The sequence below is a fragment of the Modestobacter versicolor genome (genome assembly GCF_014195485.1).
In the GTDB taxonomy this organism is placed as follows: domain Bacteria; phylum Actinomycetota; class Actinomycetes; order Mycobacteriales; family Geodermatophilaceae; genus Modestobacter; species Modestobacter versicolor.
On record NZ_JACIBU010000001.1, the window covers coordinates 3,954,116 to 3,977,993 of the forward strand.

Consider the following 23,878-nt stretch of genomic DNA (forward strand, 5'->3'; position numbering starts at 1 on the left):
CGGACGGGAGCACGTCGTGATCGAGGACAGGATGCGCGGCAACGGCGGCGGTGGAGCCGTGGTCTGGGTGTTCGACGAGCGGCGCCGGGTCCGCGACGACGTCGCCGGCCGGCTGCTCGCGCTGCCCTTCGTCAGCCGGGTGGAGGCCGTCGGTGACCCCGCGTCGCTGATGACCCGCCTGGACAACCGCCTGCCCGACGTCCTCCTCGTCGGCACCCAGCGGGCCACCGACAGCGGGCTGTCCGTGGCCACCCAGGTGCTGCGCACGCACCCCGGGGTGCCGGTGCTCATGCTCGGGGCCCCCGACGACGCCGAGACCGTCCGCGCCGCGGTGGCCCTCGGTGCCCGCGGCTACCTGCGCTGGGACGCCAGCCCGCTGGAGCTCGGCCTCGGCCTCTCCCGCACCGGCATGCGCCCCGACCCCGGCCGCCCGCAGCTGGCGCCGCCGCCGCGCGCCCCGCAGCACGCGGTCGCCATGGCCGGCGGCCCCGGGCCGTCGTCCGGCCCGTCGCCGTGGGGCGGGGCCAGCGCGCTGGCCGGCTCCGCGCCGACCACGGTGCGCTCCACGGTGCCCGAGACGCCCCAGGTGAACCTGTCCATGCGCGAGATGCAGGTGCTCACCGGCATGAGCCAGGGCAAGAGCAACGCCCAGATCGGCCGGGAGCTCTACCTGTCCGAGGACACCATCAAGACCCACGCCCGGCGGCTGTTCCGCAAGCTGGGCGCCAAGGACCGCGCCGAGGCCGTCGCCACCGGCTTCCGCCGCGGGATGATGACCTGACGAAGAACTCCTCGAGAAGCGCCTCAGCGCGGTGTCCGGTCGACCGGACACCGCGCTGAGGCGTTCCTGGGCGTGCGGGGTCGGTCCTCAGTCGTCGCGGGCGTGCTTGCCGGCGGCGCCGTGCCGGCCGCTGGGCTCCTCGCGCTCGGCGAGCGCGGCCACCCCGTCGGCGTAGCCGCTCGCGTAGTCCCAGCTGACGTAGTCGTCGGGGTTGGGGTCGAACGGCGGCTCGTGCCGGCCGGTCTGGCCCTCGTCGAGCAGCTGGCGCAGGTTGGCCTGCATCAGCGCCCAGTCGACGTGGTGCTCCTCGTCGCAGTCGGGGCAGTCGACCACGATGCCCTTGACCCCGGTGGGCTCCAGCAGCGTGCGGAAGACCTCGAGCTCGGCGAGGTCGTCGAGCACCCCGGCGCGCTCCTCCATGGTCAGCGGCGGCTGACCCACCCGGTCGTCCGGCCCGAAGTCCGGGTCGCGATCCGGGGATGCGCCGAATGCGTCGTCCCACGCGTCCACGTGTCCTCCTCGCCGGTACGGCCGGCCTGGTGCGGCGCTGCTGGTCTCTCAGCAGCTGGACGGGCACGCCCGTCCAACAGACCACGGTAACGGGGGGAGGGGGCGATGTGGTGCTCCGCCTAGCATGGTGTGGGTTCCCGTGCGCCCCGGAGGCGCTCCCAGGTGAGAAGTCGAGAGGGAAGCGGCACATGCAGCCCGACGAGCGCGTCCCCGAACTGCCGGCCAAGTTCGCCCCCCTGGGGCTGACCTACGACGACGTCCTCCTGGTGCCCGGCGCCTCGGACATCGTCCCCACCGAGGTCGACACCAGCACCCGGCTGACCCGGGGGATCCGGCTGGCCATCCCGCTGGTCTCCTCCGCGATGGACACCGTCACCGAGTCGCGGATGGCGATCGCCATGGCCCGCGCCGGTGGTGTGGGCATCCTGCACCGCAACCTCGCCGCCGAGGACCAGGCCAGCCAGGTCGACCTGGTGAAGCGCTCCGAGGCCGGCATGGTCACCAACCCGGTCACCTGCGCGCCCGGCAACACCCTGGCCGAGGTCGACGCGCTGTCGGCCCGCTACCGCATCTCCGGCGCCCCCGTCGTCGACGCCGACGGCGTGCTGGTCGGCATGGTCACCAACCGCGACATGCGCTTCGAGACCGACCAGAGCCGCCTCGTCCGCGACGTGATGACGCCGATGCCGCTGGTCACCGCGCCGGTCGGCGTCGAGCCGGAGACCGCGCTGGCGCTGCTGAAGCAGCACAAGATCGAGAAGCTCCCGCTGGTCGACCCCGCCGGCCGGCTGCGCGGGCTGATCACCGTCAAGGACTTCGTCAAGCGCGACCAGTACCCGCACGCCACCAAGGACGTCGACGGCCGGCTGACCGTGGGCGCGGCCCTCGGCGTCGGCGACGACGCCTACAAGCGCGCCGGGCTGCTCGTGGACGCCGGGGTCGACGTGCTCGTCGTCGACACCGCCCACGGCCACCAGCGCGCGGTGCTGGAGATGGTCGCCCGGGTGAAGAAGGACTTCGCGAACGTCGGCCACGGCGTGCAGGTCGTCGGCGGCAACGTCGCCACCCGGGCCGGCGCCCAGGCGCTGGTCGACGCCGGGGTCGACGCGGTCAAGGTCGGCGTCGGGCCGGGCTCGATCTGCACCACTCGGGTGGTCGCCGGCGTCGGCGTCCCGCAGGTCACCGCCGTCTACGAGGCCGCGCTCGCCGCGCGCCCGGCCGGCGTCCCGGTCATCGCCGACGGCGGGCTGCAGTACTCCGGCGACATCGTGAAGGCCCTGGTCGCCGGCGCGGACACCGTGATGATCGGCGGGCTCTTCGCCGGCGTCGAGGAGGCCCCGGGCGAGCTGGTCTTCATGAACGGCAAGCAGTACAAGACCTACCGCGGCATGGGCAGCCTCGGCGCCATGCAGAAGCGCGGCAACCAGTCCTTCAGCCGCGACCGCTACTTCGCCGACGACGTCCTCTCCGACGACAAGCTCGTCCCCGAGGGCATCGAGGGCCAGGTGCCCTACCGCGGGCCGCTGTCCGGGGTCGCCCACCAGCTCGTCGGCGGCCTCCGCGCCGGGATGGGCTACGCCGGCACGGCCACGGTGGCCGAGCTGCAGGAGCGCGGCCAGCTCACCCGGATCACCTCCGCCGGGCTCACCGAGAGCCACCCGCACGACATCCAGATGACCGTCGAAGCCCCCAACTACCGAGGTCGGTGACCCGTTGCCCGTACGCGACAACGTCGAGATCGGCCTGAACCGCTTCGCCCGCCGGGGCTACGACCTGGACGAGGTGTCGATCGTCCCCTCGCGGCGCACCCGTGACCACGACGATGTCTCGACCGCCTGGCAGATCGACGCCTTCCGGTTCGAGATCCCGCTGGTCACCAGCCCCAGCGACGCCGTGGTGAGCCCGGCGACCGCGATCGCCGTCGGCCAGGCCGGCGGCCTCGGGGTGCTCAACGCCGAGGGCCTGTGGGCGCGGTACGAGGACCCGACCGAGGTCTACCGGCAGCTGCGGGACGCCGCCGGCCCGGACTCCGGCCCGCCGACCGCGCTGCTGCAGCAGGTCTACGGCGAGCCGGTGAAGCCCGACCTGATCGCCGCCCGGATCAAGGAGATGAGCTCCGCCGGTGTGACGACGGCGGTCCGCGTCTCCCCGCAGCACACCGTGGCGCTGGCGCCGACGGTGCTGGCCGCCGGGGTCGACCTGCTGGTCATCCAGGGCACCATTGTCTCCGCCGAACACGTCACCACGGCCGGGGAGGCGCTGAACCTCAAGGAGTTCATCGCCGACCTCGACGTCCCGGTGATCGTCGGCGGTGCGGCCGACTACCAGACGGCGCTGCACCTGATGCGCACCGGCGCGGCCGGCGTCATCGTCGGCGTCGGGGCCGACAGCTGGTCGACCGCGGACGCCGTCATGGGCATCCGGGTGCCGCTGGCCAGCGCCATCGCCGACGCCGCCGCGGCCCGCCGCGACTACCTCGACGAGACCGGTGGCCGGTACGTGCACGTGATCGCCAACGGCCGGATCGAGACCAGCGGCTCCATCGCCCGGGCGCTGGCCTGCGGCGCCGACGCCGTGCAGCTGGGCGAGCCGCTGCGGATCGCCGAGGAGGCCCCGGCCGGCGGCGTCTGGTGGGACTCCGTGGCCGCCCACCCGCGGCTGCCCCGCGGCGGCACCTCCGCCCCGGCGGCCCCCCGCGGCTCGCTGGCCGACGTGCTGGCCGGCCCGGCCGACTCCGCGGACGGGCGCACCAACCTGTTCGGGGCGCTGCGCCGCACCATGGCCAAGACCGGCTACCGCGACCTGAAGGAGTTCCAGCGGGTCGACCTGGTGCTGGGCGGCGACGGCGTGAGCGCCGCGGGTCCGGGGCACCTGGTCGGATGAGCATGGACTTCCCGACCGTCCTGGTCGTCGACTTCGGCGCGCAGTACGCCCAGCTGATCGCCCGCCGGATCCGCGAGGCCGGCGTCTACTCCGAGCTCGTCGGCTCCGACGTCCCGGTGGAGGAGCTGCTGGCCCGCAAGCCGGCGGCGATCGTGCTCTCCGGCGGGCCCTCCAGCGTCTACGCCGAGGGCGCCCCGCAGGTCGACCCGGCGGTGTTCTCCTCCGGCGTCCCGGCCTTCGGCATCTGCTACGGCTTCCAGGCGATGGCGCAGAGCCTCGGCGGCACGGTCGCGCACACCGGCGACCGCGAGTACGGCGGCACCCCGCTGACCGTCACCACCCAGGCGCGGCTGTTCGGCGACCTGCCGAACGAGCAGTCGGTCTGGATGAGCCACGGCGACGCGGTCAGCGCGGCCCCGCCCGGGTTCACCGTCACCGCCACCTCGACCGGCGCCCCGGTCGCGGCCTTCGAGGACGTCGACCGCCGGCTGGCCGGGGTGCAGTTCCACCCGGAGGTCAAGCACACCGCGCACGGCCAGACGGTCCTCGAGCACTTCCTGTTCGACATCGCGGGCCTCACACCCAGCTGGACGATGGCCAACGTCGTCGACGAGCAGGTCGCGCTGATCCGCGAGCAGATCGGCGACCGGCGGGCGATCTGCGGGCTGTCCGGCGGCGTCGACTCCGCGGTGGCCGCCGCGCTCGTGCAGCGCGCCATCGGCGACAAGCTCACCTGCGTCTACGTCGACCACGGGCTGATGCGCCAGGGCGAGACCGAGCAGATCGAGCGCGACTTCGTCGCCGTCACCGGCGCCGACCTGCGGGTCGTCGACGCCAGCGAGCAGTTCCTCGCCGCCCTCGCCGGGGTCAGCGACCCGGAGCAGAAGCGGAAGATCATCGGCCGCGAGTTCATCCGGGTGTTCGAGCAGGCCGCGCTGGACGTCGTCGCCGACGCCCAGGCCCACGGCGAGACCGTCGACTTCCTGGTGCAGGGGACGCTGTACCCCGACGTCGTGGAGTCCGGCGGCGGCACCGGGACGGCGAACATCAAGAGCCACCACAACGTCGGCGGGCTGCCCGAGGACCTCACCTTCACCCTGGTCGAGCCGCTGCGCACGCTGTTCAAGGACGAGGTGCGCGAGGTGGGACGCCAGCTCGGGCTGCCCGACACCCTGGTGCAGCGCCAGCCGTTCCCCGGCCCCGGGCTGGGCATCCGGATCGTCGGCGAGGTGACCCGCGAGCGGCTGGACGTGCTGCGCCAGGCCGACGCCATCGCCCGCGAGGAGCTCACCGCCGCCAAGCTGGACACCGAGATCTGGCAGTGCCCGGTGGTGCTGCTCGCCGACGTCCGCTCGGTCGGCGTGCAGGGCGACGGCCGCACCTACGGCCACCCGGTCGTGCTGCGCCCGGTGTCCAGCGAGGACGCGATGACCGCAGACTGGACCCGGCTGCCCTACGACGTGCTGGCGAAGATCTCCACCCGGATCACCAACGAGGTGGCCGAGGTGAACCGGGTCGTGCTGGACGTGACGAGCAAGCCCCCGGGCACCATCGAGTGGGAGTGAGGACCCCCTTCTCCCCACCACTCGCAGGCTCGCGGCGGGCCCCGGAAGGGCGCCTGACCGGCCCTCGCTGGCGCTCGGGCCGGGCACCAGAGCCACTGCGGTGAGCGCGGATCTCACGTCCTCCCACTGACTGCACGCGACGAAGGGCCCGGGGAGCTGTGCTCCCCGGGCCCCTCGTGGCTGCACCGGCGCCGGGTGACCCTGGCCCGGCGCCGGTGGCTCAGCGCCGGCGGCGGGCCTTGCGCAGCTCGTTGAACAGCAGCGCGACCCCGGCGCCGATCAGCAGCACCCAGGCGATGCCCGAGCCGAACCAGTCGGCCGGGATGTCCACCCCGGTCATCAGCAGCACCGCCAGCAGGATGAAGACCACCCCGGCCACCAGCGGCGTCGGCTCGACGTCGCGTCGCGGCGCGGCCGGCTCGACGGAGGTGGCGCCGGCCGGCGTCCCGCCCTCGGGGAACACCTCCGTGTCCTGGCGCTCGAGGGGCTGGCGCTCGAAGGGCTCAACCACGGGACACCTCCACGTTGCCCAGACCGTTGTCGATCGTGATCTCGAACTCGGCCTCGTCGTCGCCGGACCACGGCGAGCCGGTGCCCGGGTAGAAGCCGCTCTCGGAGCTGTCGCCGAAGACCTCGACCTCGCCGATCCCGGAGTCGACGCTGATCCGGACGTCGGCGGAGAAGGGCACCAGCACCTCGACGTCGCCCAGCCCGTGGTCGACCCGGGTGACGATCGGGTCGCGGACCTCGGTCAGGTCGACGTCGGTCAGGTCGATGTCCAGGTCGCCGACGGCGTGCTCGTAGACGTCGTCGACCGCAGCGGCGGTGACGGGCCGGAACGTGCGGTCGCCGACGTCACCGTCGGGCAGGTCGATGGCGGAGACGACGACGAGCGCTGCGGAGAGCACGATGCCCAGCCCGATCAGGCCGCTCTTCGCCCCCCGGCCCACGCCGGTGACCGCGCCGACCACCAGGCCGACACCGACCACCAGCAGCGCGGTGCCGAGGAACCCGCGGGCGCCCAGGTCGACGTCGGTGAACTGGGTGAGCAGCACGCCGATGCCGGCGACGATGAGCAGCGCCGCGACCGTGATGCCGGGGACGGGGGAGCGGGGCCCGGTGCGGGGACGCTCGACGGCGGCGGGCTCACCGGGCTGGACCTGCGGACCCGCCGGCATGAGCAGCCACAGCAGCACGTAGATGACCAGGCCGCTGCCGCCGGCGAGGGTGAGCGCGATGGCGCCCACCCGCCAGAGCAGCGCGTCGACGCCGGTGTACTCGGCGAGACCGCCGGCGACACCGCCGATCACCTTGTCGCTGCGGCTGCGGCGCAGCTGCTGGCGGGGCGGGGCCGACGGCGGGGGCGGCGGCGGGGGCGGCCACGCGCCGACGGGCTGGTCGGCAGCCGGCGGCGGGGCGGACGGGGGGAGTGCTGAGGTCATGCCACGAGCCTGCCCAGCTCGGCGTCCCGGCGGTATCCGGGAACCCCCTGGACCGACCCTGATCTCGCCGGCTCGGGGATGACCCCGACACGCGGACGGGACCGGGGACGGACGCGCGGTGGCGTCCGTCCCCGGTCCCGGGGGAGAGCGGTGCGGGGAGCGGTCAGGCCTGGTCGGCCTCCGGCAGCAGCAGGCACAGCAGCCCGTAGACCAGCACGCCGCTGCCACCGGCCAGGGTCAGGGCCACGAAGGCCACCCGCCACAGCACGGCGTCGATGCCGGTGTGCTCGGCCAGCCCGCCGGCGACGCCGAGCAGCCGGCGGTCGGTGCGGCTGCGGGTCAGCCGGGGGCGGGACGGGGCGGGAAGGAGGGGGGCGGGGGCGGTCGTCGAGGTCATGCCACCAACCTGCTCGGCGATCGGCTCCAGCGGTATCGGGGAACGCCCGGGACCGCCCCTGATCCGCACGGCTGCCAGCACTCCGGGTGATCACCGGTGTGCGGCGAGCCGGCGCGGTGACACCATCGGTGCGTGACGACGAGCACCGCGCCGACGGCCGGCCGCACCGCCGGGGAACCCGGCCGGGCGCCCCGGCCGGCCCTGGTGCGCCCCCGCGACGGCCGGCTGCTCGCCGGCGTCGCCCGGGGGACGGCGGCGCACCTGCGGCTGGACCCGATCGTGGTGCGGGTGGTCTTCGTCGGCCTGGCGGTCACCGGGATCGGCGTGGTGGCCTACGCGCTGCTCTGGCTCACGATGCCGGTGGCCTCGACCGACGGCGACCCCGACGAGGTCCAGCCCGGCGTCGTCCCGCAGCGCCCCAGCCGCCGGCAGCTGCTCGGGCTGGCGCTGCTGGCGGCCGTCGCCGTCGGCGCGGTGTCGCGGCTGGCGAGCTTCGGCGGCACCGACGTCCTGCTGCCCCTGCTGCTGGCCGGTGCCGGTCTCGCCGTCATCTGGCGGCAGTTCGACAGCCAGTCCGACCTCACCCAGGGCAACGCCCGCTGGGGCCTGGCCGGCGGCATCGCGCTCGGCGTCGGGGGCGTCGTGCTGCTGCTGGTCACCACCGGGCAGCTGGCCAACGCCCGCAACGGCTTCACCGCGACCGTCGTCATCCTGGTCGGCATCACCCTGGCCACCGCGCCGCTGTGGCGCCGGCTGCTGGACCAGCGGGCCGCCGAGCGCGCCGCGGTGATCCGGTCGGAGGAGCGCGCGGCGGTCGCCGCCCACCTGCACGACTCGGTGCTGCAGACCCTGGCGCTCATCCAGCGGCACGCCGACGACCCGACCGTCGTCGGCCGGCTGGCCCGCAGCCAGGAGCGCGAGCTGCGGGCCTGGCTCTACGAGCCGGCCATCGCCACCGGCGGCACCTGGGCCGGTCTGGTGGCCCGGCTGGTCTCCGAGGTGGAAGCCGACCACGCCGTCACCGTGGAGCCGGTCGTCGTCGGTGACCTGCCGGTCGACGAGGCCGTCGCCACCCTCGGGCAGGCGGCGAAGGAGGCGGTGGTCAACGCGGCCAAGCACTCCGGCGCGGGCACCGTCTCCCTCTACAGCGAGGTGACCGGCGGGTCGGTCACCGTCTTCGTCCGCGACCGCGGCACGGGGTTCGACCCGGAGACCGTGCCGACCGACCGGCGCGGACTGCGGGACTCCGTCGTCGGCCGGCTCACCCGGCTCGGCGGCACGGCGACGGTGCGTTCGGCACCAGGAGAGGGGACCGAGGTGGAGCTGTGCCTCCCGCGGGACGAGCACGTGGAGGCACCGGCATGAGCACCACGAGGGTCTTCCTGGTCGACGACCACGCGATGGTGCGCGCCGGGGTCCGCGCCGAGCTCGGCGGCGACGTCGAGGTGGTCGGCGAGGCCGCCGACGTCGCCACCGCCGTCACCGGCATCCGGGCGACGACGCCCGACGTGGTGCTGCTCGACGTGCACCTGCCCGGCGGGGGCGGGCACGCCGTCCTGGAGTCGCTGCGGACCGAGCTGCCGACCGTCCGCTGGCTGGCGCTGTCGGTGTCCGACGCCGCCGAGGACGTCATCGCCGTCATCCGGGCCGGCGCCCGCGGCTACGTCACCAAGACCATCTCCGGCGCCGACCTGCGCGACGCCGTCCGCCGGGTCGCCGAGGGCGACGTCGTCTTCAGCCCCCGGCTCGCCGGCTTCGTGCTCGACGCCTTCGCCGCCAGCGGCCCCGCCGCACCCGCGCCGGCGGAGGACCCGGCCACCGACCCCGGCCTGGACCTGCTGTCGGCCCGGGAACGGGAGGTCATGCAGCTGCTCGCCCGCGGCTACACCTACCGGGAGATCGGCGGCCGGCTGTTCATCTCGGTGAAGACCGTGGAGTCGCACGCGTCCAACGTGCTGCGCAAGCTCCAGCTGTCCAACCGCAACGAGCTCACCCGGTGGGCGGCGACCAACCGCCTGCTGTGAGGAAGTGGCTCTTCGGGATGAGCCCGTGCGCACCGACCGTGCGGTCCACCACCTGGGAGATCTCGAAGTCCGCCGCGGCCGACAGGTAGGCGTAGGCGGTGGCGCGGTCCATCCCGAGGTCGGTCTCCAGGAAGTCCAGCGCGTTGACCACCGCCCGCCGGACGGCGACGCCGAGGTCGCCGCCCTGCCCGTTGCGCGGGCCGTCGGGGTCGGCCAGCCCGATCGGCAGCCACGCCTCCGGTGTCTCGCCGAACGGGTAGCGGAAGGCCACCGACGGCGCGTCGCCGGAACCGGGCCGGCAGACCGTGAGCCGGAAGGTGAGCCGCAGCGAGCCCTCCAGCGCCGTCAGCGCCACCTCGCCGTGGCCCATGGAGAAGTGCGGGTCGCCCACCGAGAACAGCGCCCCGGGCGCCACCACCGGCAGGTAGAACGCCGACCCCACGACCAGGTGCCGGACGTCGATGTTGCCCCCGCCCAGCGTCGGCGGCACCGAGTGCAGCAGCGGGTCGTCCAGCCGGGCGGCGTCCCCCACGGTGGCCACGGCCATCAGCCCGGCGAACGGGGCCACCGGCCAGGACGCCGAGCCGTGCCGGCCGACCGGGAGGGTGGCGACCAGCCCGCCGCCCGGGCCGGCGCCGATCGGGGTGAAGACCGAGACGTTGCCGTACCGGGTCGGGTCGCCGGTGGCCCGGCCGTCGGGGGTGGCGGGCATGACCTCCGCGGCGGTGATGCCGCCGGCAGGGGTGGCGAAGCCCGCGGCGAGCGCGCCCTTGCCGTGCCGGTTGGAGACCACGCCGTAGGGCACCCGGGGGAGCGCGGAGAGCGTCTCCACCTTCAGCACGTCACCGGGCCGGGCACCCTCGACGTGCACCGGGCCGGTGACCACGTGCGGCCCGTCGGCGTCGAAGTCCCGGACGTGCCGGGAGTAGCCCCGGGCCAGCGCCACCGCGTCGTCCAGCACCTGGTCGCGGGGCACGCCGCGGGCGCCGAACCAGGCCACCGGGTCGCGGCCCTGGTCCTCCAGCACGCCCTCGTGGCTGAGCGTGTCGATGGTGATCGTGCCGCCGGACCGGACGGTGGCCACCGGCCGCTCCCCGGTGCCGGGCAGGTAGCCCCACAGCAGCTGGTCGGGGTCGGCCGGCAGGTACACGTCGCCGTCGACCGGGCCGGCGCCGGGCTGCAGCACCTCGCCGGGCAGCCGGGTCCTCGTCGTCGCGGTCATCTGCTCTCCCGGGTGCTCGTGGAGCGGTCGGGGGAGTTCTACGGCGGCCGTGTTGCCGGGATGCGCCCCGGCGGCGACGGGGCGGTTTCGGCCGTCAGGCGGTGTGCACCACGTGGAAGGCCTCCGCCAGCCGGCCCTCGGGCAGGCCGTGGGCCCGGGCGGTCTGCCGCATCCAGCCGGTGACGAACTCCTGCAGCTGCCCCTCGGGCTGGTGGCTGACCTGGGTGACGTGGCTGAGCAGGGCGGCGAACTTCCGGTCGACCACGTCGGTGACGTCGACGGCGTGGTCGGCCCGCGGGCTCGCACCCAGCCAGACCTCCGACACGGTCCAGGCGTCCAGGCCCTCGTCGGCCAGCAGCTCGGGGAAGGCGAAGGGGTTGCGGGCGTCGGGGTAGACCGCGCGCAGGGTCGACTCCCCGACGGTCATGTGGTCGGGGTGGCTGGCGCCGATGCGCTCCCAGAACCGCTCCGGCGAGCTGGTCAGCACCCGCTGCGGGCGGACCTGGCGGATCACCCGGCTGATGTCCCGGCGCAGGTCCAGGGTCAGCTCGAGACGGCCGTCGGGGTACCCGAGGAACCGGACGTCGGTGACCCCGACGGCGGCCGCGGCCTTCCGCTGCTCCTCGCGGCGCAGCGGGCCCATCTGGTCGCGCGGGGTCTCGTCGAAGCCGCCGGCGTCGCCGTCGGTGACGATGCAGTAGGTGACCTCGGTGCCCGCGGCCGTCCACTGCGCCACCGTTCCGGCGCTGCCGAAGTCGACGTCGTCGGGGTGGGCGAGCACGCACAGCGCCCGCTCGACGTGCTGGGCAGGACCGGAGGGCAGCGGCATCACGCGGCGGAGCCTAGGCGGGTCGCCGTCAGAGCCGGCCGCGGCCCTGGCGGAGCAGCATCATGCCCAGCGCTGCGCCGTCCGGGCCGAGCGCCGTCCGGAAGCGGTCCAGCACCCGCTGCTCGCGGGCCAGCGAGAGGCGCATGCCCCCCGAGGCGGTGCGCAGCGCGCCGATCTCCTGGGAGATCGACAGCCGGCGCTGCACCAGCTCGATGATCTGCGCGTCGCAGGCGTCGATCTCGCTGCGCAGCGCGTCGATCCGGTCGGCCGGGTCGGTGGTGGCGTCGGTGGAGAGGGTGGGGCTCATCGGTTCCTCCGGGGCGGGCTGAGGCCGTCGGACCCCGGAGACGAGAGACGCCCCGGGGCCGTGGGCCCGGGGCGTCGTGTGCGTTGGCTGCTCAGCCAGCGAGGACGGACACCGGAACCCGGTGGCCGTAGGAAAACTCCCGCTGCGTCAGCACGCGGGGGAGTCTGCCACAGGGTCCCCGCCGACGCCCAGCGCTGCCCGGGCGACGACACGCGCGACCCCGGACCTGTCGGTGCCCCGGCCTAGAGTGGACGGGCCATGAGCAGCCCGCAGAACACCCTCCCCGGCACCGCCGCGCTCCCCCGGCACACCTCCGGCCAGACCGGGCGCGAGCTGGACCGGATGCTGGCCGGTCTCAACGGCCCGCAGCGCGACGCGGTCGTGCACGAGGGCAGCCCGCTGCTCATCGTGGCCGGTGCGGGCTCGGGCAAGACCCGGGTGCTCACCCACCGGATCTCCTACCTGCTGGGTGCCCGCGGGGTGCAGCCCGGCGAGATCCTGGCGATCACCTTCACCAACAAGGCCGCCGGCGAGATGAAGGAGCGGGTCGCCGCGCTGGTCGGCCCGCGCGCCCGGGCGATGTGGGTCTCCACCTTCCACTCGATGTGCGTGCGGATCCTGCGCGCCGAGGCCGCCAAGCTCGGCATGAAGAGCTCGTTCACCATCTACGACCAGGGCGACTCCGTCCGGCTGATGACGATGGTGGCCCGCGACCTCGACCTGGACGCGAAGCGCTATCCCGGCCGCAGCCTGGCCAACCAGGTGTCCAACCTGAAGAACGAGCTGGTCGACGAGGAGTCCTTCGCGCCCGTCACGGCGCCGGAGAAGGTGCTCAAGGAGGCGTACACGCTCTACCAGCGGCGCCTCCGCGAGGCGCACGCGATGGACTTCGACGACCTGATCATGACCACCGTGCACCTGCTGCAGGCCTTCCCCGACGTGGCCGAGCACTACCGGCGCCGGTTCCGGCACGTGCTGGTCGACGAGTACCAGGACACCAACCACGCCCAGTACGTGCTGGTCCGGGAGCTGGTCGGCACGGCCGGCGGTGCGGTGCCGCCGGCCGAGCTGTGCGTCGTCGGCGACGCCGACCAGTCGATCTACGCCTTCCGCGGCGCGACGATCCGCAACATCGACGAGTTCGAGCGCGACTACCCCGAGGCGACCACGATCGTCCTGGAGCAGAACTACCGGTCCACCCAGCGCATCCTGCGGGCGGCCAACCAGGTCATCTCCCGCAACACCTCGCGCCGGCCGAAGAACCTGTGGTCCGACGCCGGTGACGGCGAGCTGATCGAGGGCTACGTCGCCGACAACGAGCACGACGAGGCGGCCTGGGTCGCCGAGCAGATCGACGCGCTCACCGACGAGGGGCTGGCCCAGCCCAAGGACATCGCGATCTTCTACCGCACCAACAACGCCTCCCGGGTCTTCGAAGAGGTGTTCATCCGGGTCGGCATGCCCTACAAGGTGGTCGGCGGCGTCCGCTTCTACGAGCGGCGCGAGGTCCGCGACGCGCTGGCCTACCTGAAGGTGGTGGCGAACCCGGCCGACGTGGTGAGCCTGCGCCGGGTGCTCAACACCCCCAAGCGCGGCATCGGCGAGCGCGCCGAGTCCGCCGTCGAGCGGTTCGCCGACCGGGAGCGGATCCCCTTCGCGGCCGCGCTGCGCCGCGCCTCGGAGGTTGGCGAGCTGGCCACCCGCTCGCTCAAGGCCATCCAGGAGTTCGTCGCCCTGCTCGAGGAGTTCGAGCAGCTGGTCGAGACCGGGTCGGGCCCGGCAGCCCTGCTGGAGAGCATCCTCGACCGCACGGGCTACCTCACCGAGCTGTCGGCCAGCACCGACCCGCAGGACGAGGGGCGGGTCGACAACCTCAACGAGCTCATCTCGGTCGCCGCGGAGTTCGAGGCCGGCACCCCCGGTGGCACGGTCACCGACTTCCTCGAGCAGGTCTCGCTGGTCGCCGACGCCGACCAGATCCCGGTGACCGGCGACGACGCCGGGGTGGTCACGCTGATGACCCTGCACACCGCCAAGGGGCTCGAGTTCCCGGTCGTCTTCCTCACCGCGCTGGAGGACGGCGTCTTCCCGCACCTGCGCGCGCTCGGCGACCCGCGCGAGCTGGAGGAGGAGCGCCGGCTGGCCTACGTCGGCATCACCCGGGCGCAGAAGCGGCTGTTCCTCTCCCGCGCGACGATCCGGACCAGCTGGGGGCAGCCGGCGTACAACCCGCCGTCCCGGTTCCTCGACGAGCTGCCGCCCGACGCCGTCCACTGGGCGCGCACCGAGCCCGCGCACACCACGCCGATGAGCTCGGCGCAGTCCCGGGTCGCCGCGACCGGCCTGTCCACCGGTGGGCTGCGGGGCGGTGCCGGCAACCGCGCGGTGATCAGCGTCGACGTCGGCGACCGGGTCAGCCACGACGCGTTCGGGCTCGGCACCGTCGTCGAGGTCAACGGGGTCGGCGACAAGGCCCAGGCGACGGTCGACTTCGGGTCCGGCGGCACCAAGCGGCTCGTGCTCCGGTACGCCCCGCTGGTCAAGCTCTAGGTCCGCCGTGCGCGGCGAGGCCGACCTCGCGGCGTACTACGACCAGGACGCCCCCCGGCGCCTGACCCGCGCGGTCGATCCCGAGCGCGTGGAGCGGCGCCAGGAGTTCGCCCGGCTGCTCACCGGCGAGCAGCGCCACCGGGTGCTGGAGCTGGGGGCCGGACCCGGCGTGGACGCCGCCGAGCTGCACCGGGCCGGCCTGCAGGTGACTGCCGTGGACCTCTCCGTGACCGCCGCCGGGCTCTGCCGGTCCGCCGGCGTCGACGCCGCGGTCGCCTCGGTGCTGGCGCTGCCCTTCGCCGACGGGGCCTTCGACGCCGGCTGGACGATGAGCACGCTGCTGCACGTACCGGACGCCGACGTGCACCGGGCGCTCGAGGAGGTCGCGCGGGTGCTCCGGCCCGGAGCCCCGCTGGCCGTCGGCCTGTGGGCCGGCGCCGACGTCGAGGGGCCCAGGCCGGACGACGACTTCGACCCGCCCCGGTTCTTCAGCCTCCGCTCCGACGCCCGGGTGCGGCAGGTGCTCGGCCGCCACGGCCGGGTCGAGCGGTTCGACACCTGGTCCCCGGCCGGTTCGCCGGACGCCACCTACCAGTGGTGCCTGCTGCGGTTGCCCTGACGGTCAGCCGTCCTCGGTGCCCTCGAAGCCGACCAGCCAGTGGACGCCGAAGCGGTCCACGACCTGACCGTCGGAGGCGCCCCAGGGCCGCTGCTGCAGGTCCTCGACGACGCGGCCGCCGGCCGCCAGGCCGGTGAACCAGCTGCGCAGGGTGGCCGGGTCGGCGGTGCCCAGCAGCGAGAACATCAGCCCCTCGCACCGCAGCGGGGCCTGGTCGCCGGCCACGTCGGCCGCGTTCAACGCCACCGGTCCGTCGACCAGCTGACCGTGGGCCACCGCCTCGGCGGGGCCGTCCGTGCGGCCGAAGTCGGCGAAGGAGTGCACCGTCACCCCGCAGCCGAAGACGGCCCCGTAGAACGACAGCGCGTCGCGGGCGGTACCGGGCAGGTGCAGGTACGGCGTCGGGGCGGTCATGCGGCGGCATGCTAGGGCCGCCGGCGACCGGCTGACCAGGTCAGCCGACCGACAGGCCCCGCTCGGCCAGCCAGTCCTGCGGGTCGGTCGGCCGGCCGTTGATGCCGCCGACGTGGATCTCGTAGTGCAGGTGCGGACCGGTCGACTGGCCCTGGTTGCCGACCTTGGCGATCTGCTCGCCGGCCGAGACGACGTCACCGGCCTCGACGTTGTAGTACTTCATGTGGCCGTAGATGTGCACGTTGCCGTCGGCGTCCTGGATGTAGACCGCGTTGCCGTAGCCGGAGGCCGTGCCGGCGCGCAGCACCACGCCGTCGGCGGCGGAGTAGATCGGGGTGCCGAGCGGGGCGGCCAGGTCCAGGCCCCAGTGCATGCTGCCCCAGCGCTGGCAGAAGCAGGTGGTCAGCCGGCCGTCGGTGGGCACGACGAAGTCGGGTTCGCGGGCGGCGCGGGAGGCGGCGATCTCGCCCAGCCGGGCCTGCGCCTCGGCCTGGCTGATCTCGCCGCGGGCGCCGGCCACGTCGACGCCGCCGGAGAAGCTGGCGTCGGACATGCCCAGGCCGTAGTCGAGGCCGGAGGCGACCGGCACCGGCTCGCTGCCGCCCCAGCCGCCGAGCAGGCCGGTGAGCACGGCACCGACGACGGCGGCGGCCAGCAGCGCGGGGGCGCGGCGGCCCGGCGGGCGGGGGAGGGCCGGGGTCGGCAGGCCCGCCCGCAGCCGGCGGCCGGCGCGGGGGGCGGCGGACTCGTCGTCGTCGCCGTCCTCGACGGTCTCGTCAGCGGCGGCGTCGGTGCGGCCGGGGTCGGCCGGCTCGTCGTCCTGGGTGGCCGCCCAGGCGGCGTCCCAGTCCCACTCGGCGGAGGCAGGGGCGACGGCGAGGTCGGCATCGAGGCCGTCCTCGGACCGGGTACGGCCCACGAGCTCGCGGAGACGGGACAACGGGCACCTTCCGGGGCGGGCGCCCACGGGGGGAGCCGTGGGGTGGCACGGGCACCCGGCGGCCGGGTGACCGGCGGGTGCGCACTGCGTCTGGTCGACATGACGACGAATTGCATCGGTGTCATTCGGGACGCTAACCACGGCTGGTGCCCGGTTCAATCACCTGACCGCACGTGTCGCCCTCAGGTGCGATGAGTAGCGACACCCGCTGAGAAAGGGGTGACAGATGGGTCGTGCGAGTGCTCAGGCGACCGCGGCGGGAGCCGTCTCGGCCCGGTTCCGCAGCCCGGCGAGGGTGGCCGCGACCTCGTCGACGACCCCGCGGTGGATCGGCAGCGACATGTGCCCGACGCCGCGGACGAGCACGTTGCGGGCCTGCAGGTCGGGGTGGTCGCAGCGGCCGGCGGACGACGGCACGACCATCTGGTCCAGGTCGCTGTAGACGGCGGTGATCGTGGTGCGGCAGGTCGGCGCCGGTTCGGCGAGCTCGCGGATCAACGCCGACCCGGGGCGGAGCTGGCGCACCAGCGGCGTGGGCAGCACGTGCGCCCAGCGGCTGCCCGCGTGCGGCGTGCCCAGCGTCACCAGCGACTCGACCCGCTCGTCGCCGCCGAGCCGCTGCACGAGGTACCGGGCGACCAGGCCGCCGAGGCTGTGCCCGACGACGTGCACCCGGTCGTGGCCGGTCTCCCGGCAGACCCGCTCGACGTGCCGGCCCAGCGCCTCGGCGGCGCTCTGCACGTCCCGCTGGAACGGGCTGTAGTTCCAGGTGCACACCTGGGCGAAGCCCCGCCGCCGCAGCGCCCGCCGCATCACGGTGAAGATCGACCGGTTGTCGACCAGCCCGTGCACCAGGACCACCGGGATGTGCGCGGCCAGCGGGTCGTCGGCGAAGAGGGCGCGCACCACCGGCGGCTGCGCACCGGGCCGGTAGCGGCCGTCGAGCCGCAGCTGCTCGGTGCGGGTGCCCAGCGGGTAGAGCAGCGCGTGCGCGCCGACCCAGGCCAGCTCGGTGAGGCTGCCGGTGAGCGCGGCGGGGGAGACCAGGGCGCGCAGCCCGCGCACGGTGGCGCGCACCGGCGTCGGGACGTCGCTCCCCGCCTCGGCGGCCGGGGCGTGCCACGCTGGTGCGGAGGGCAGGTCGGTGGAGAACACGCCGAGCCCCCTCCCCGTCCGCCGCGGCCCGCGCCGGGCGGCGGGCCTGAGCACCTGGTGTGCTCCGGCGTCGGGACGGTAATGCCCCGGTGTGCTGGGCGTCACACACCGGACACACGACACGCCCCCCACCCCCACGACGAGCCCCGAGCGACCCAGGAAGAGGCGACCAGTGCCCGCCCGTGACCGTGCTCCCGCCCGATCGGCCAAGGGCGGAGGTCGGCCGGCGCCCGCCTCCCGCGGGCGCTCGCCGAAGCCGGCCACCGGCTCGAAGCGGCGGACCGGCCCCGGCGTGCCCGAGGAGCCCACCGACGTCCTGGTCGTCGGACCGGTCCCGGTGCTGGCCCGCGCCGTCGGCGTCCTGCTGGTCCTGGCCGGGCTGGTCGCCGCGGCCGCGGCGTTCCCGACCTACCTGGTCGTCGGCGGCACGGAGGTCTCCCCGGTCACCGGGGTCGCCGACGCGCTGGTCGCCCTGGTGGCGCCGGTCGCCACGCTGGCGGTGGGGGTCGGGTTGCTGCTGGGCCGGGTGCCGCGGCTGGGGCTCGGCTACGCCGCCGTCGCCGGCTCGCTGGCGGTCGGCCGGCTGCTGATCGAGCTCTACCAGGGGCACGGGTCGACGGTCCGCCCGGCGGTCGAGGTGCTCGCCGGCGAGCGGGTGATCACCAGCTCGGTCGAGATCTCCGCCGGCTGGGTGCTCGGCGTCGTCGCGCTCTCCCTGACCGTGCTCGCCGCGGTCGTCGCCCTGGTCGCGTGGGGTCGCACGGTGATGGAGGACGGCGGGGCGCTGGACCCGCTGCGCCCCGCGCTGGCCGGGGCCGCCGCGGTGCTGGGCGTGGGCGCCGTCCTGTGCCTGGCGCTGCCCGCCGCCGACGTGCCCGACCGGGTGGTCACCGACCCGGCCACCGGGCTGGAGACGGTGGTGACCCAGGAGGGGCCGCAGGCCCTCCTCGAGCGGCCGGGGCTGGCCCTGCTGGGTGGGCTGCTGCTCGCCGGCGCCCTGCTGCTCTGCGCCGTCATCGCCCCCTCGCTGCGCCCCCGGCTGGGGGCCGTGGGCGGCCTGCTGGGCGTCGCGGTCTTCCTGCTGGCCGCCGCGCTCACCGGCCTGCGCGACGCCGCCCGCAGCGCGGACGTCGAGTGGACCGTGCCCGGTGCCGGTCTGCTGGTCGTGGGACTGGGCTTCGCGGGGCTGACCCTGCTGGCCTGGCGCTGGCGCGCGCAGCGGGTTCCCTCCGTCGGGGCGTGACACGCGCCACGTCCGGGCCCCTAGAGTCGGCGACGTGGCAACCGAACGCATCCGTGTGGTGATCGCGAAGCCCGGGCTCGACGGGCACGACCGTGGGGCGAAGGTGGTCGCGCGGGCGCTGCGCGACGCCGGGATGGAGGTCGTCTACACCGGCCTCCACCAGACGCCGGAGCAGATCGTGGAGACCGTCGTCCAGGAGGACGCCGACGCCGTCGGCCTCTCGGTGCTCTCCGGCGCGCACATGACCCTCTTCGCCCGGCTCTCCGAGCTGCTGCGCGAGCGGGAGGTCGACGACGTCGTCGTCTTCGGCGGCGGGATCATCCCCGACGACGACCTGCCCGAGCTGCAGCGGCTGGGCGTCGCCCGGGTGTTCACGCCCGGCGCCACCACCGAGGAGATCGTGAGCTGGGTGCGCGAGCACGTCGGGACGCCGGTCTGAGGGGTCCGTCCGACCGCCGGTGAGCGGAAGAGACGTGTGATACGACCCACCCTGCCCGAGGCGCGTGCGGCGGTGCGGACACCCGCGAGCTACGGTGCCTGTTCGTGGATCTCTTCGAGTACCAGGCCCGTGACCTGTTGGCCTCGCACGGGGTGCCCGTGCTCCCCGGTGGCGTCGCCGAGACACCCGAGCAGGCGGAGGCGATCGCCCGCGAGATCGCCGCGCCGGTCGTCGTGAAGGCTCAGGTCAAGGTGGGTGGTCGCGGCAAGGCCGGCGGCGTCAAGCTCGCCGACGACCCCGAGAGCGCCAAGGCGCGCGCCGGCGACATCCTCGGGCTGGACATCAAGGGGCACATCACCCACCGGGTGATGGTGGCCCAGGCCAGCGACATCGCCGAGGAGTACTACTTCTCCTACCTGCTCGACCGCTCCAACCGCACCTTCCTGGCGATGGCCTCGAAGGAGGGCGGCATGGAGATCGAGCAGCTGGCCGTCGAGCGCCCCGAGGCGCTGGCCCGCATCCCCGTCGACGCCTCGGTCGGGGTCGACACCGCCAAGGCCGCCGAGATCGTCGACGCCGCCGGCTTCCCCGCCGAGGTGCGCGACCAGGTCATCGCGATCGCCGTGCAGCTGTGGGAGGTCTTCACCCAGGAGGACGCCACCCTGGTGGAGGTCAACCCCCTCGCCAAGGCCCCCGACGGCACCGTCCTCGCGCTGGACGCCAAGGTCACCCTGGACGAGAACGCCGGGTTCCGGCACGCCGAGCACGCCGCCCTCGAGGACGCCGCCGCGGCCGACCCGCTGGAGGCCGCGGCCAAGGCCAAGGACCTCAACTACGTCAAGCTCGAGGGCGAGGTCGGGATCATCGGCAACGGTGCCGGCCTGGTCATGAGCACCCTGGACGTCGTCGCCTACGCCGGCGAGGAGTTCGGCGGGGTCCGCCCGGCCAACTTCCTCGACATCGGCGGCGGCGCCTCGGCCGAGGTCATGGCCAACGGGCTGGGCATCATCCTGTCCGACCCGGCCGTCAAGAGCGTCTTCGTCAACGTCTTCGGCGGCATCACCGCCTGCGACGAGGTCGCCAACGGCATCGTCGCGGCGCTGCGCCAGCTCGGCGACGAGGCCACCAAGCCGCTCGTCGTGCGGCTGGACGGCAACAACGTGGAGGAGGGCCGGCGGATCCTCGCCGAGGCCGCCCACCCCCTGGTGACCGTGGTGGACACCATGGACGGCGCCGCCCGCCGCGCCGCCGAGCTCGCCGCCGCCTGAAGCCCTAGCGAAACGGACCTGTAGAGATGTCGATCTTCCTCACCGAGAACAGCAAGGTCATCGTCCAGGGCATGACCGGTTCCGAGGGGCGCAAGCACACGCAGCGCATGCTCGCCTCGGGCACCGCCGTCGTCGGTGGCGTGAACCCCAGCAAGGCCGGCCAGAGCGTGGACTTCGACGGCGCGTCCGTCCCGGTCTTCGGCTCCGTCGCCGACGCGATGAAGGAGACCGGGGCCGACGTCAGCGTCGTCTTCGTGCCGCCGAAGTTCGCCAAGGACGCCGTGCTGGAGGCCATCGACGCCCAGATCGGGATGGCCGTGGTCATCACCGAGGGCATCCCGGTGCACGACTCGACCTACTTCTGGGCGCACGCCCAGGGCGGCTCGACCCGGATCATCGGCCCGAACTGCCCCGGGCTGATCAGCCCCGGGCGGTCCAACGCCGGCATCATCCCGGCCAACATCACCCAGGCCGGCAAGATCGGGCTGGTCAGCAAGTCCGGCACGCTGACCTACCAGATGATGTACGAGCTGCGGGACATCGGCTTCTCCACCGCGGTCGGCATCGGTGGCGACCCGGTCATCGGGACGACGCACATCGACTGCCTCCAGGCCTTCCAGGAGGACCCGGAGACCGAGGCCATCGTGATGATCGGCGAGATCGGTGGCGACGCCGAGGAGCGGGCCGCGGACTTCATCAAGGCCAACGTGACCAAGCCGGTCGTCGGCTACGTCGCCGGCTTCACCGCCCCGGAGGGCAAGACCATGGGCCACGCCGGCGCCATCGTGTCCGGCTCCGCCGGCACCGCGGCCGCCAAGCAGGAGGCCCTCGAGGCCGCCGGCGTCAAGGTCGGCAAGACCCCGTCGGAGGCCGCGCGCCTCATGCGGGAGATCGTCGGCGCCTGACGCCCCGGCGAGCATCGCAGGGAGCGCCAGCGACCGAGGAGCGGAACCGGGGCGGAAGGCGCCGGATCCGACTCGGCGCCTGACGCCCCGCGCGCACCACACGACCGCTGCCCGGTCCCTCCGCGTGAGGGGCCGGGCAGCGTCGTCCGGGGGCTGCCGGGGTGGTTCGCTTGCGGCCGTCGGGGCGGGGCCGGGACCATGCTCGCGCAGGTCGAGGACGAGGAGAGCGACACGATGACAGCCAGTGGTCCGGGCGAGCACGAGCGCGGCCCCGAGGTCGGAGGCCCCGCCGCGGCTCGGCCGGAGCCTCCTCACGGACCGGCGCAGCAGCAGCCGTACGGCCAGCAGCCCGGCTGGGGGCAGCAGCCCGGGTACGGCCAGCAGCCGGGCTACGGCCAGCAGCCCTACGGCCAGCAGCAGGGGTACGGCCAGTCCTACGGGCAGCAGCCCGGCTACGGCCAGCCCCACGGGCAGCAGCCCGGGTACGGGCAGCCGTCCTACGGTCAGCAGGCCGGCTACGGCCAGCCCGGCGGGTACGGACCCGGCCCGGTGTACGGCAGCCAGCCCGCCTACGGTCCGCCGCGGACGCCGATCAGCTTCGACCTCCGGCGGCTGCGCGTCGCCGACTACGCCATCGCCGCGCTGACCGTGCTCGTGCTGGTGTTCATGGTGCTGTCCTGGGACGGCGACGGGTACTACTACGACTACAACGGCTTCGACGTCTCGCCGATGACGTTCGGCTTCGTCCTCCTGGTGCTCGCCGGCGTCTGGACCGTCGTGAGCTCCGCGGCCGACCTGCGACTGCCGTTCCCCGCTGCCGCCGTCACGGTCGGGCTCACCGGGCTCGCCCTGCTGATGACGCTGATCGCCTGGATCCGCAGCTTCGAGGACGGTTTCAGCGTCTTCGCCTTCCTCACCTTCCTGTCGGTCATCGTGGCGACGGCGGCCGCCGTCCTGATGCTGCTGCCCCAGCTGCGCAACCGGGCCGCGCTCGGCGGTCAGCTGGGCCAGGCGGCGCAGTGGGCCAACCGCCCGGGCGCGGCGTTCCCCGGCGGCCAGCAGCACCAGCAGGGGTGGCAGCAGCCGGGCCAGTACGCGCAGGGCCAGCCCGCGCCGGGTCAGTGGCCGCAGGGTCAGCCCGCGCAGGTCCAGTGGCCGCAGGGTCAGCCGCCGCAGGGCCAGCCGCCACAGGGCCAGCCCCCGCAGGGGTCGCCGCCCTCCTCGGGGCCGTCCCCGGCATGGGGCGGCCCCGCGCAGCAGCCCGGCGGCGCCACGGCCTGGCGCCCCGGGCCGCCGCCGCCCCCTCCGGCCGGTCCGGGCCCGCACCAGGGCTCCTGACCTGGGGGGGGGGTCCGCCCCGATCGCGGCGCCGGGCCGGCAGAACGAGATCGGACGCCGACCCACGTTCGGGGGACTGTGCGATCACCGTCCGTACCGGGACACTCCTCTCCATGATCAACAACACAGGAGGAGCGTCACGATGACGTCCAGCGGTCCGGAGCAGACGCCGAGCGGTCCGGCGCAGCCGCCGCTCTCCGCCCAGGGGAACACCCCACCCGCCCAGGGACCCGCGGGTCCGGGCGCACCGTCGTCCGGCCGGTCGGGCTTCGACCTGGGCCGGCTCCGGCTGGCCGACGTGGCCGTGCCCGTCGGGACCCTGCTCTACCTGGTCTTCATGGTCATCCCGTGGTTCAGCGTCGAGGGGTTCGACCTGGGCTCCGGCTACAGCATCCCGGGCGTCTCGGTGAACGGGTTCGACTCGGGCACCCTGACCTTCGCGTTCGTGCTGCTGCTGCTGGCCTCGGCGTGGGCGCTGCTGCCGGCCTTCGCCGACGTCGCCGTCCCGTTCCCGCGGTCCTTCCTGACCGCGGGCCTGGCGGGGCTGGCCTTCGTGCTGACGCTGATCGAGTGGCTGAGCACCTTCGACGCCGGCTTCACGCTGATGGGGCTGCTGACGTTCCTCTCGTCGGTCGCGATCCTGGTGTTCGCGGTGCTCCGGCTGCTGCCGGAGCTGCGGAGCAGCGGCACGATGCCGGGCCGGCTCTCCGGCGCAGCGCAGTGGGCCAACCAGTCGGCGCCGCAGTTCGGCGGCGGCGGCAAGGGCACGCCGACCGCACCGACCGCACCGACGGCGCCGGCGCCGGCGGCGCCGTTCGCCGGCCAGCCCGCCCACGGCCAGCCGCCTGCCTACGGCCAGCCGGCTCCGGCGGCGCCGCAGGGCCCGCCGCCCGGCTACACCCCGCCGCCGCCCACCCAGCCCCCGCACGGGCAGGCGCCGTACGGCCAGCAGCCGCCGGCTCCGGGCGGGTCCCCGACGGTCTGACCGCGTCGCCGGGCCGGCTCGTCGAGCGTGAGATGAGCCGGCCCGGCGCGTGCACCGCGCGC

At 74.6% G+C, this 23,878-nt stretch carries 24 protein-coding genes; 14 read left to right on the forward strand and 10 right to left on the reverse strand.

Going from position 1 to position 23,878, the window contains the following annotated elements; genetic code table 11:
* Window positions 1-16: 16 nt before the first annotated feature.
* Window positions 17-781 (forward strand): LuxR C-terminal-related transcriptional regulator, encoded by a 765-nt coding sequence (locus tag FHX36_RS19400; RefSeq protein ID WP_183514033.1) that lies wholly within the window; start codon window positions 17-19, stop codon window positions 779-781.
* An 87-nt stretch (window positions 782-868) separates the two neighbouring features.
* On the opposite strand, the gene FHX36_RS19405 is transcribed toward FHX36_RS19400, so the two are convergent.
* Window positions 869-1,291 (reverse strand): DUF5319 family protein, encoded by a 423-nt coding sequence (locus FHX36_RS19405; protein WP_110551967.1) that lies wholly within the window; start codon window positions 1,289-1,291, stop codon window positions 869-871.
* A gap of 188 nt (window positions 1,292-1,479) precedes the next feature.
* Here FHX36_RS19405 and guaB point away from each other — a divergent pair, with 188 nt between their 5' ends.
* From guaB to guaA, 3 genes are read left to right on the forward strand one after another with little or no spacing between them, the layout of a single operon-like run.
* On the forward strand, window positions 1,480-3,000 hold the full coding sequence (gene guaB, locus FHX36_RS19410) for an IMP dehydrogenase (RefSeq protein WP_110551968.1): 1,521 nt from the start codon (window positions 1,480-1,482) through the stop codon (window positions 2,998-3,000).
* Window positions 3,001-3,004: 4 nt separating this feature from the next.
* Window positions 3,005-4,174: a GuaB3 family IMP dehydrogenase-related protein gene (locus FHX36_RS19415; protein ID WP_110551969.1), complete on the forward strand. Its 1,170-nt coding sequence runs from the start codon at window positions 3,005-3,007 to the stop codon at window positions 4,172-4,174.
* Window positions 4,171-5,739, forward strand: coding sequence for a glutamine-hydrolyzing GMP synthase (guaA, locus tag FHX36_RS19420; protein WP_110551970.1), 1,569 nt, complete (start codon window positions 4,171-4,173; stop codon window positions 5,737-5,739). The genes FHX36_RS19415 and guaA overlap by 4 nt, the downstream gene beginning before the upstream one ends.
* A gap of 220 nt (window positions 5,740-5,959) precedes the next feature.
* Here guaA and FHX36_RS19425 read toward each other — a convergent pair whose 3' ends face one another.
* The 3 genes from FHX36_RS19425 to FHX36_RS19435 all read right to left on the reverse strand — a co-directional run bounded on the left by FHX36_RS19425 (window position 5,960) and on the right by FHX36_RS19435 (window position 7,578).
* Window positions 5,960-6,250, reverse strand: a complete 291-nt coding sequence (locus tag FHX36_RS19425) for a hypothetical protein (RefSeq protein ID WP_110551971.1) — start codon at window positions 6,248-6,250, stop codon at window positions 5,960-5,962.
* A complete protein-coding gene (locus tag FHX36_RS19430) occupies window positions 6,243-7,181 on the reverse strand; it encodes a PspC domain-containing protein (protein ID WP_110551972.1) in 939 nt (312 codons plus the stop codon). The genes FHX36_RS19425 and FHX36_RS19430 overlap by 8 nt, the downstream gene beginning before the upstream one ends.
* A 163-nt stretch (window positions 7,182-7,344) precedes the next feature.
* The gene (locus FHX36_RS19435; RefSeq protein WP_110551973.1) at window positions 7,345-7,578 is read right to left on the reverse strand and encodes a PspC domain-containing protein; all 234 of its coding nucleotides are present in this window, start codon (window positions 7,576-7,578) and stop codon (window positions 7,345-7,347) included.
* Window positions 7,579-7,710: 132 nt separating this feature from the next.
* Between FHX36_RS19435 and FHX36_RS19440 the strand changes: the two genes are divergently transcribed.
* The gene (locus FHX36_RS19440; RefSeq protein WP_110551974.1) at window positions 7,711-8,943 is read left to right on the forward strand and encodes an ATP-binding protein; all 1,233 of its coding nucleotides are present in this window, start codon (window positions 7,711-7,713) and stop codon (window positions 8,941-8,943) included.
* Entirely contained in the window at window positions 8,940-9,602 is a 663-nt protein-coding gene (locus tag FHX36_RS19445) for a response regulator (RefSeq protein WP_110551975.1), read from the forward strand. The genes FHX36_RS19440 and FHX36_RS19445 overlap by 4 nt, the downstream gene beginning before the upstream one ends.
* On the opposite strand, the gene FHX36_RS19450 is transcribed toward FHX36_RS19445, so the two are convergent.
* The 3 genes from FHX36_RS19450 to FHX36_RS19460 form a co-directional block, all read right to left on the reverse strand.
* A complete protein-coding gene (locus tag FHX36_RS19450; protein WP_110551976.1) occupies window positions 9,568-10,824 on the reverse strand; it encodes an acetamidase/formamidase family protein in 1,257 nt (418 codons plus the stop codon). The two genes, FHX36_RS19445 and FHX36_RS19450, sit on opposite strands and share 35 nt — an antisense overlap.
* 94 nt (window positions 10,825-10,918) lie before the next feature.
* Entirely contained in the window at window positions 10,919-11,653 is a 735-nt protein-coding gene (locus tag FHX36_RS19455) for a PIG-L deacetylase family protein (RefSeq protein ID WP_110551982.1), read from the reverse strand.
* Between the two features lie 28 nt (window positions 11,654-11,681).
* Complete coding sequence (locus tag FHX36_RS19460; RefSeq protein ID WP_110551977.1) at window positions 11,682-11,960, reverse strand: chorismate mutase; 279 nt, start codon at window positions 11,958-11,960, stop codon at window positions 11,682-11,684.
* Between the two features lie 258 nt (window positions 11,961-12,218).
* Between FHX36_RS19460 and pcrA the strand changes: the two genes are divergently transcribed.
* Window positions 12,219-14,510, forward strand: coding sequence for a DNA helicase PcrA (gene pcrA, locus FHX36_RS19465; RefSeq protein WP_110551978.1), 2,292 nt, complete (start codon window positions 12,219-12,221; stop codon window positions 14,508-14,510).
* Window positions 14,511-14,517: 7 nt separating this feature from the next.
* A complete protein-coding gene (locus FHX36_RS19470) occupies window positions 14,518-15,129 on the forward strand; it encodes a class I SAM-dependent methyltransferase (protein WP_110551979.1) in 612 nt (203 codons plus the stop codon).
* Between the two features lie 3 nt (window positions 15,130-15,132).
* Here FHX36_RS19470 and FHX36_RS19475 read toward each other — a convergent pair whose 3' ends face one another.
* The 3 genes from FHX36_RS19475 to FHX36_RS19485 all read right to left on the reverse strand — a co-directional run bounded on the left by FHX36_RS19475 (window position 15,133) and on the right by FHX36_RS19485 (window position 17,638).
* Window positions 15,133-15,543, reverse strand: coding sequence for a VOC family protein (locus FHX36_RS19475; protein WP_110551980.1), 411 nt, complete (start codon window positions 15,541-15,543; stop codon window positions 15,133-15,135).
* A 40-nt stretch (window positions 15,544-15,583) separates the two neighbouring features.
* On the reverse strand, window positions 15,584-16,483 hold the full coding sequence (locus FHX36_RS19480; protein ID WP_221202970.1) for a M23 family metallopeptidase: 900 nt from the start codon (window positions 16,481-16,483) through the stop codon (window positions 15,584-15,586).
* Window positions 16,484-16,726: 243 nt separating this feature from the next.
* Window positions 16,727-17,638 carry an esterase/lipase family protein gene (locus tag FHX36_RS19485; protein ID WP_110553508.1) on the reverse strand — a complete coding sequence of 304 codons (912 nt, stop codon included), beginning with the start codon at window positions 17,636-17,638 and terminating at the stop codon, window positions 16,727-16,729.
* Window positions 17,639-17,930: 292 nt separating this feature from the next.
* Between FHX36_RS19485 and FHX36_RS19490 the strand changes: the two genes are divergently transcribed.
* The 6 genes from FHX36_RS19490 to FHX36_RS19515 all read left to right on the forward strand — a co-directional run bounded on the left by FHX36_RS19490 (window position 17,931) and on the right by FHX36_RS19515 (window position 23,816).
* A complete protein-coding gene (locus tag FHX36_RS19490; RefSeq protein ID WP_258372951.1) occupies window positions 17,931-18,881 on the forward strand; it encodes a hypothetical protein in 951 nt (316 codons plus the stop codon).
* A 34-nt stretch (window positions 18,882-18,915) separates the two neighbouring features.
* The gene (gene icmB / locus FHX36_RS19495) at window positions 18,916-19,320 is read left to right on the forward strand and encodes a coenzyme B12-dependent isobutyryl CoA mutase small subunit (RefSeq protein ID WP_110553510.1); all 405 of its coding nucleotides are present in this window, start codon (window positions 18,916-18,918) and stop codon (window positions 19,318-19,320) included.
* Between the two features lie 104 nt (window positions 19,321-19,424).
* Window positions 19,425-20,588, forward strand: coding sequence for an ADP-forming succinate--CoA ligase subunit beta (sucC, locus tag FHX36_RS19500; RefSeq protein WP_110553511.1), 1,164 nt, complete (start codon window positions 19,425-19,427; stop codon window positions 20,586-20,588).
* Window positions 20,589-20,614: 26 nt separating this feature from the next.
* Window positions 20,615-21,493, forward strand: coding sequence for a succinate--CoA ligase subunit alpha (gene sucD / locus FHX36_RS19505; RefSeq protein WP_110553513.1), 879 nt, complete (start codon window positions 20,615-20,617; stop codon window positions 21,491-21,493).
* Window positions 21,494-21,727: 234 nt separating this feature from the next.
* Window positions 21,728-22,831, forward strand: coding sequence for an SUR7/PalI family protein (locus tag FHX36_RS22480; RefSeq protein WP_221202972.1), 1,104 nt, complete (start codon window positions 21,728-21,730; stop codon window positions 22,829-22,831).
* 142 nt (window positions 22,832-22,973) lie between these two features.
* On the forward strand, window positions 22,974-23,816 hold the full coding sequence (locus FHX36_RS19515) for a hypothetical protein (RefSeq protein ID WP_183514035.1): 843 nt from the start codon (window positions 22,974-22,976) through the stop codon (window positions 23,814-23,816).
* The last annotated feature ends 62 nt before the right edge of the window (window positions 23,817-23,878 follow it).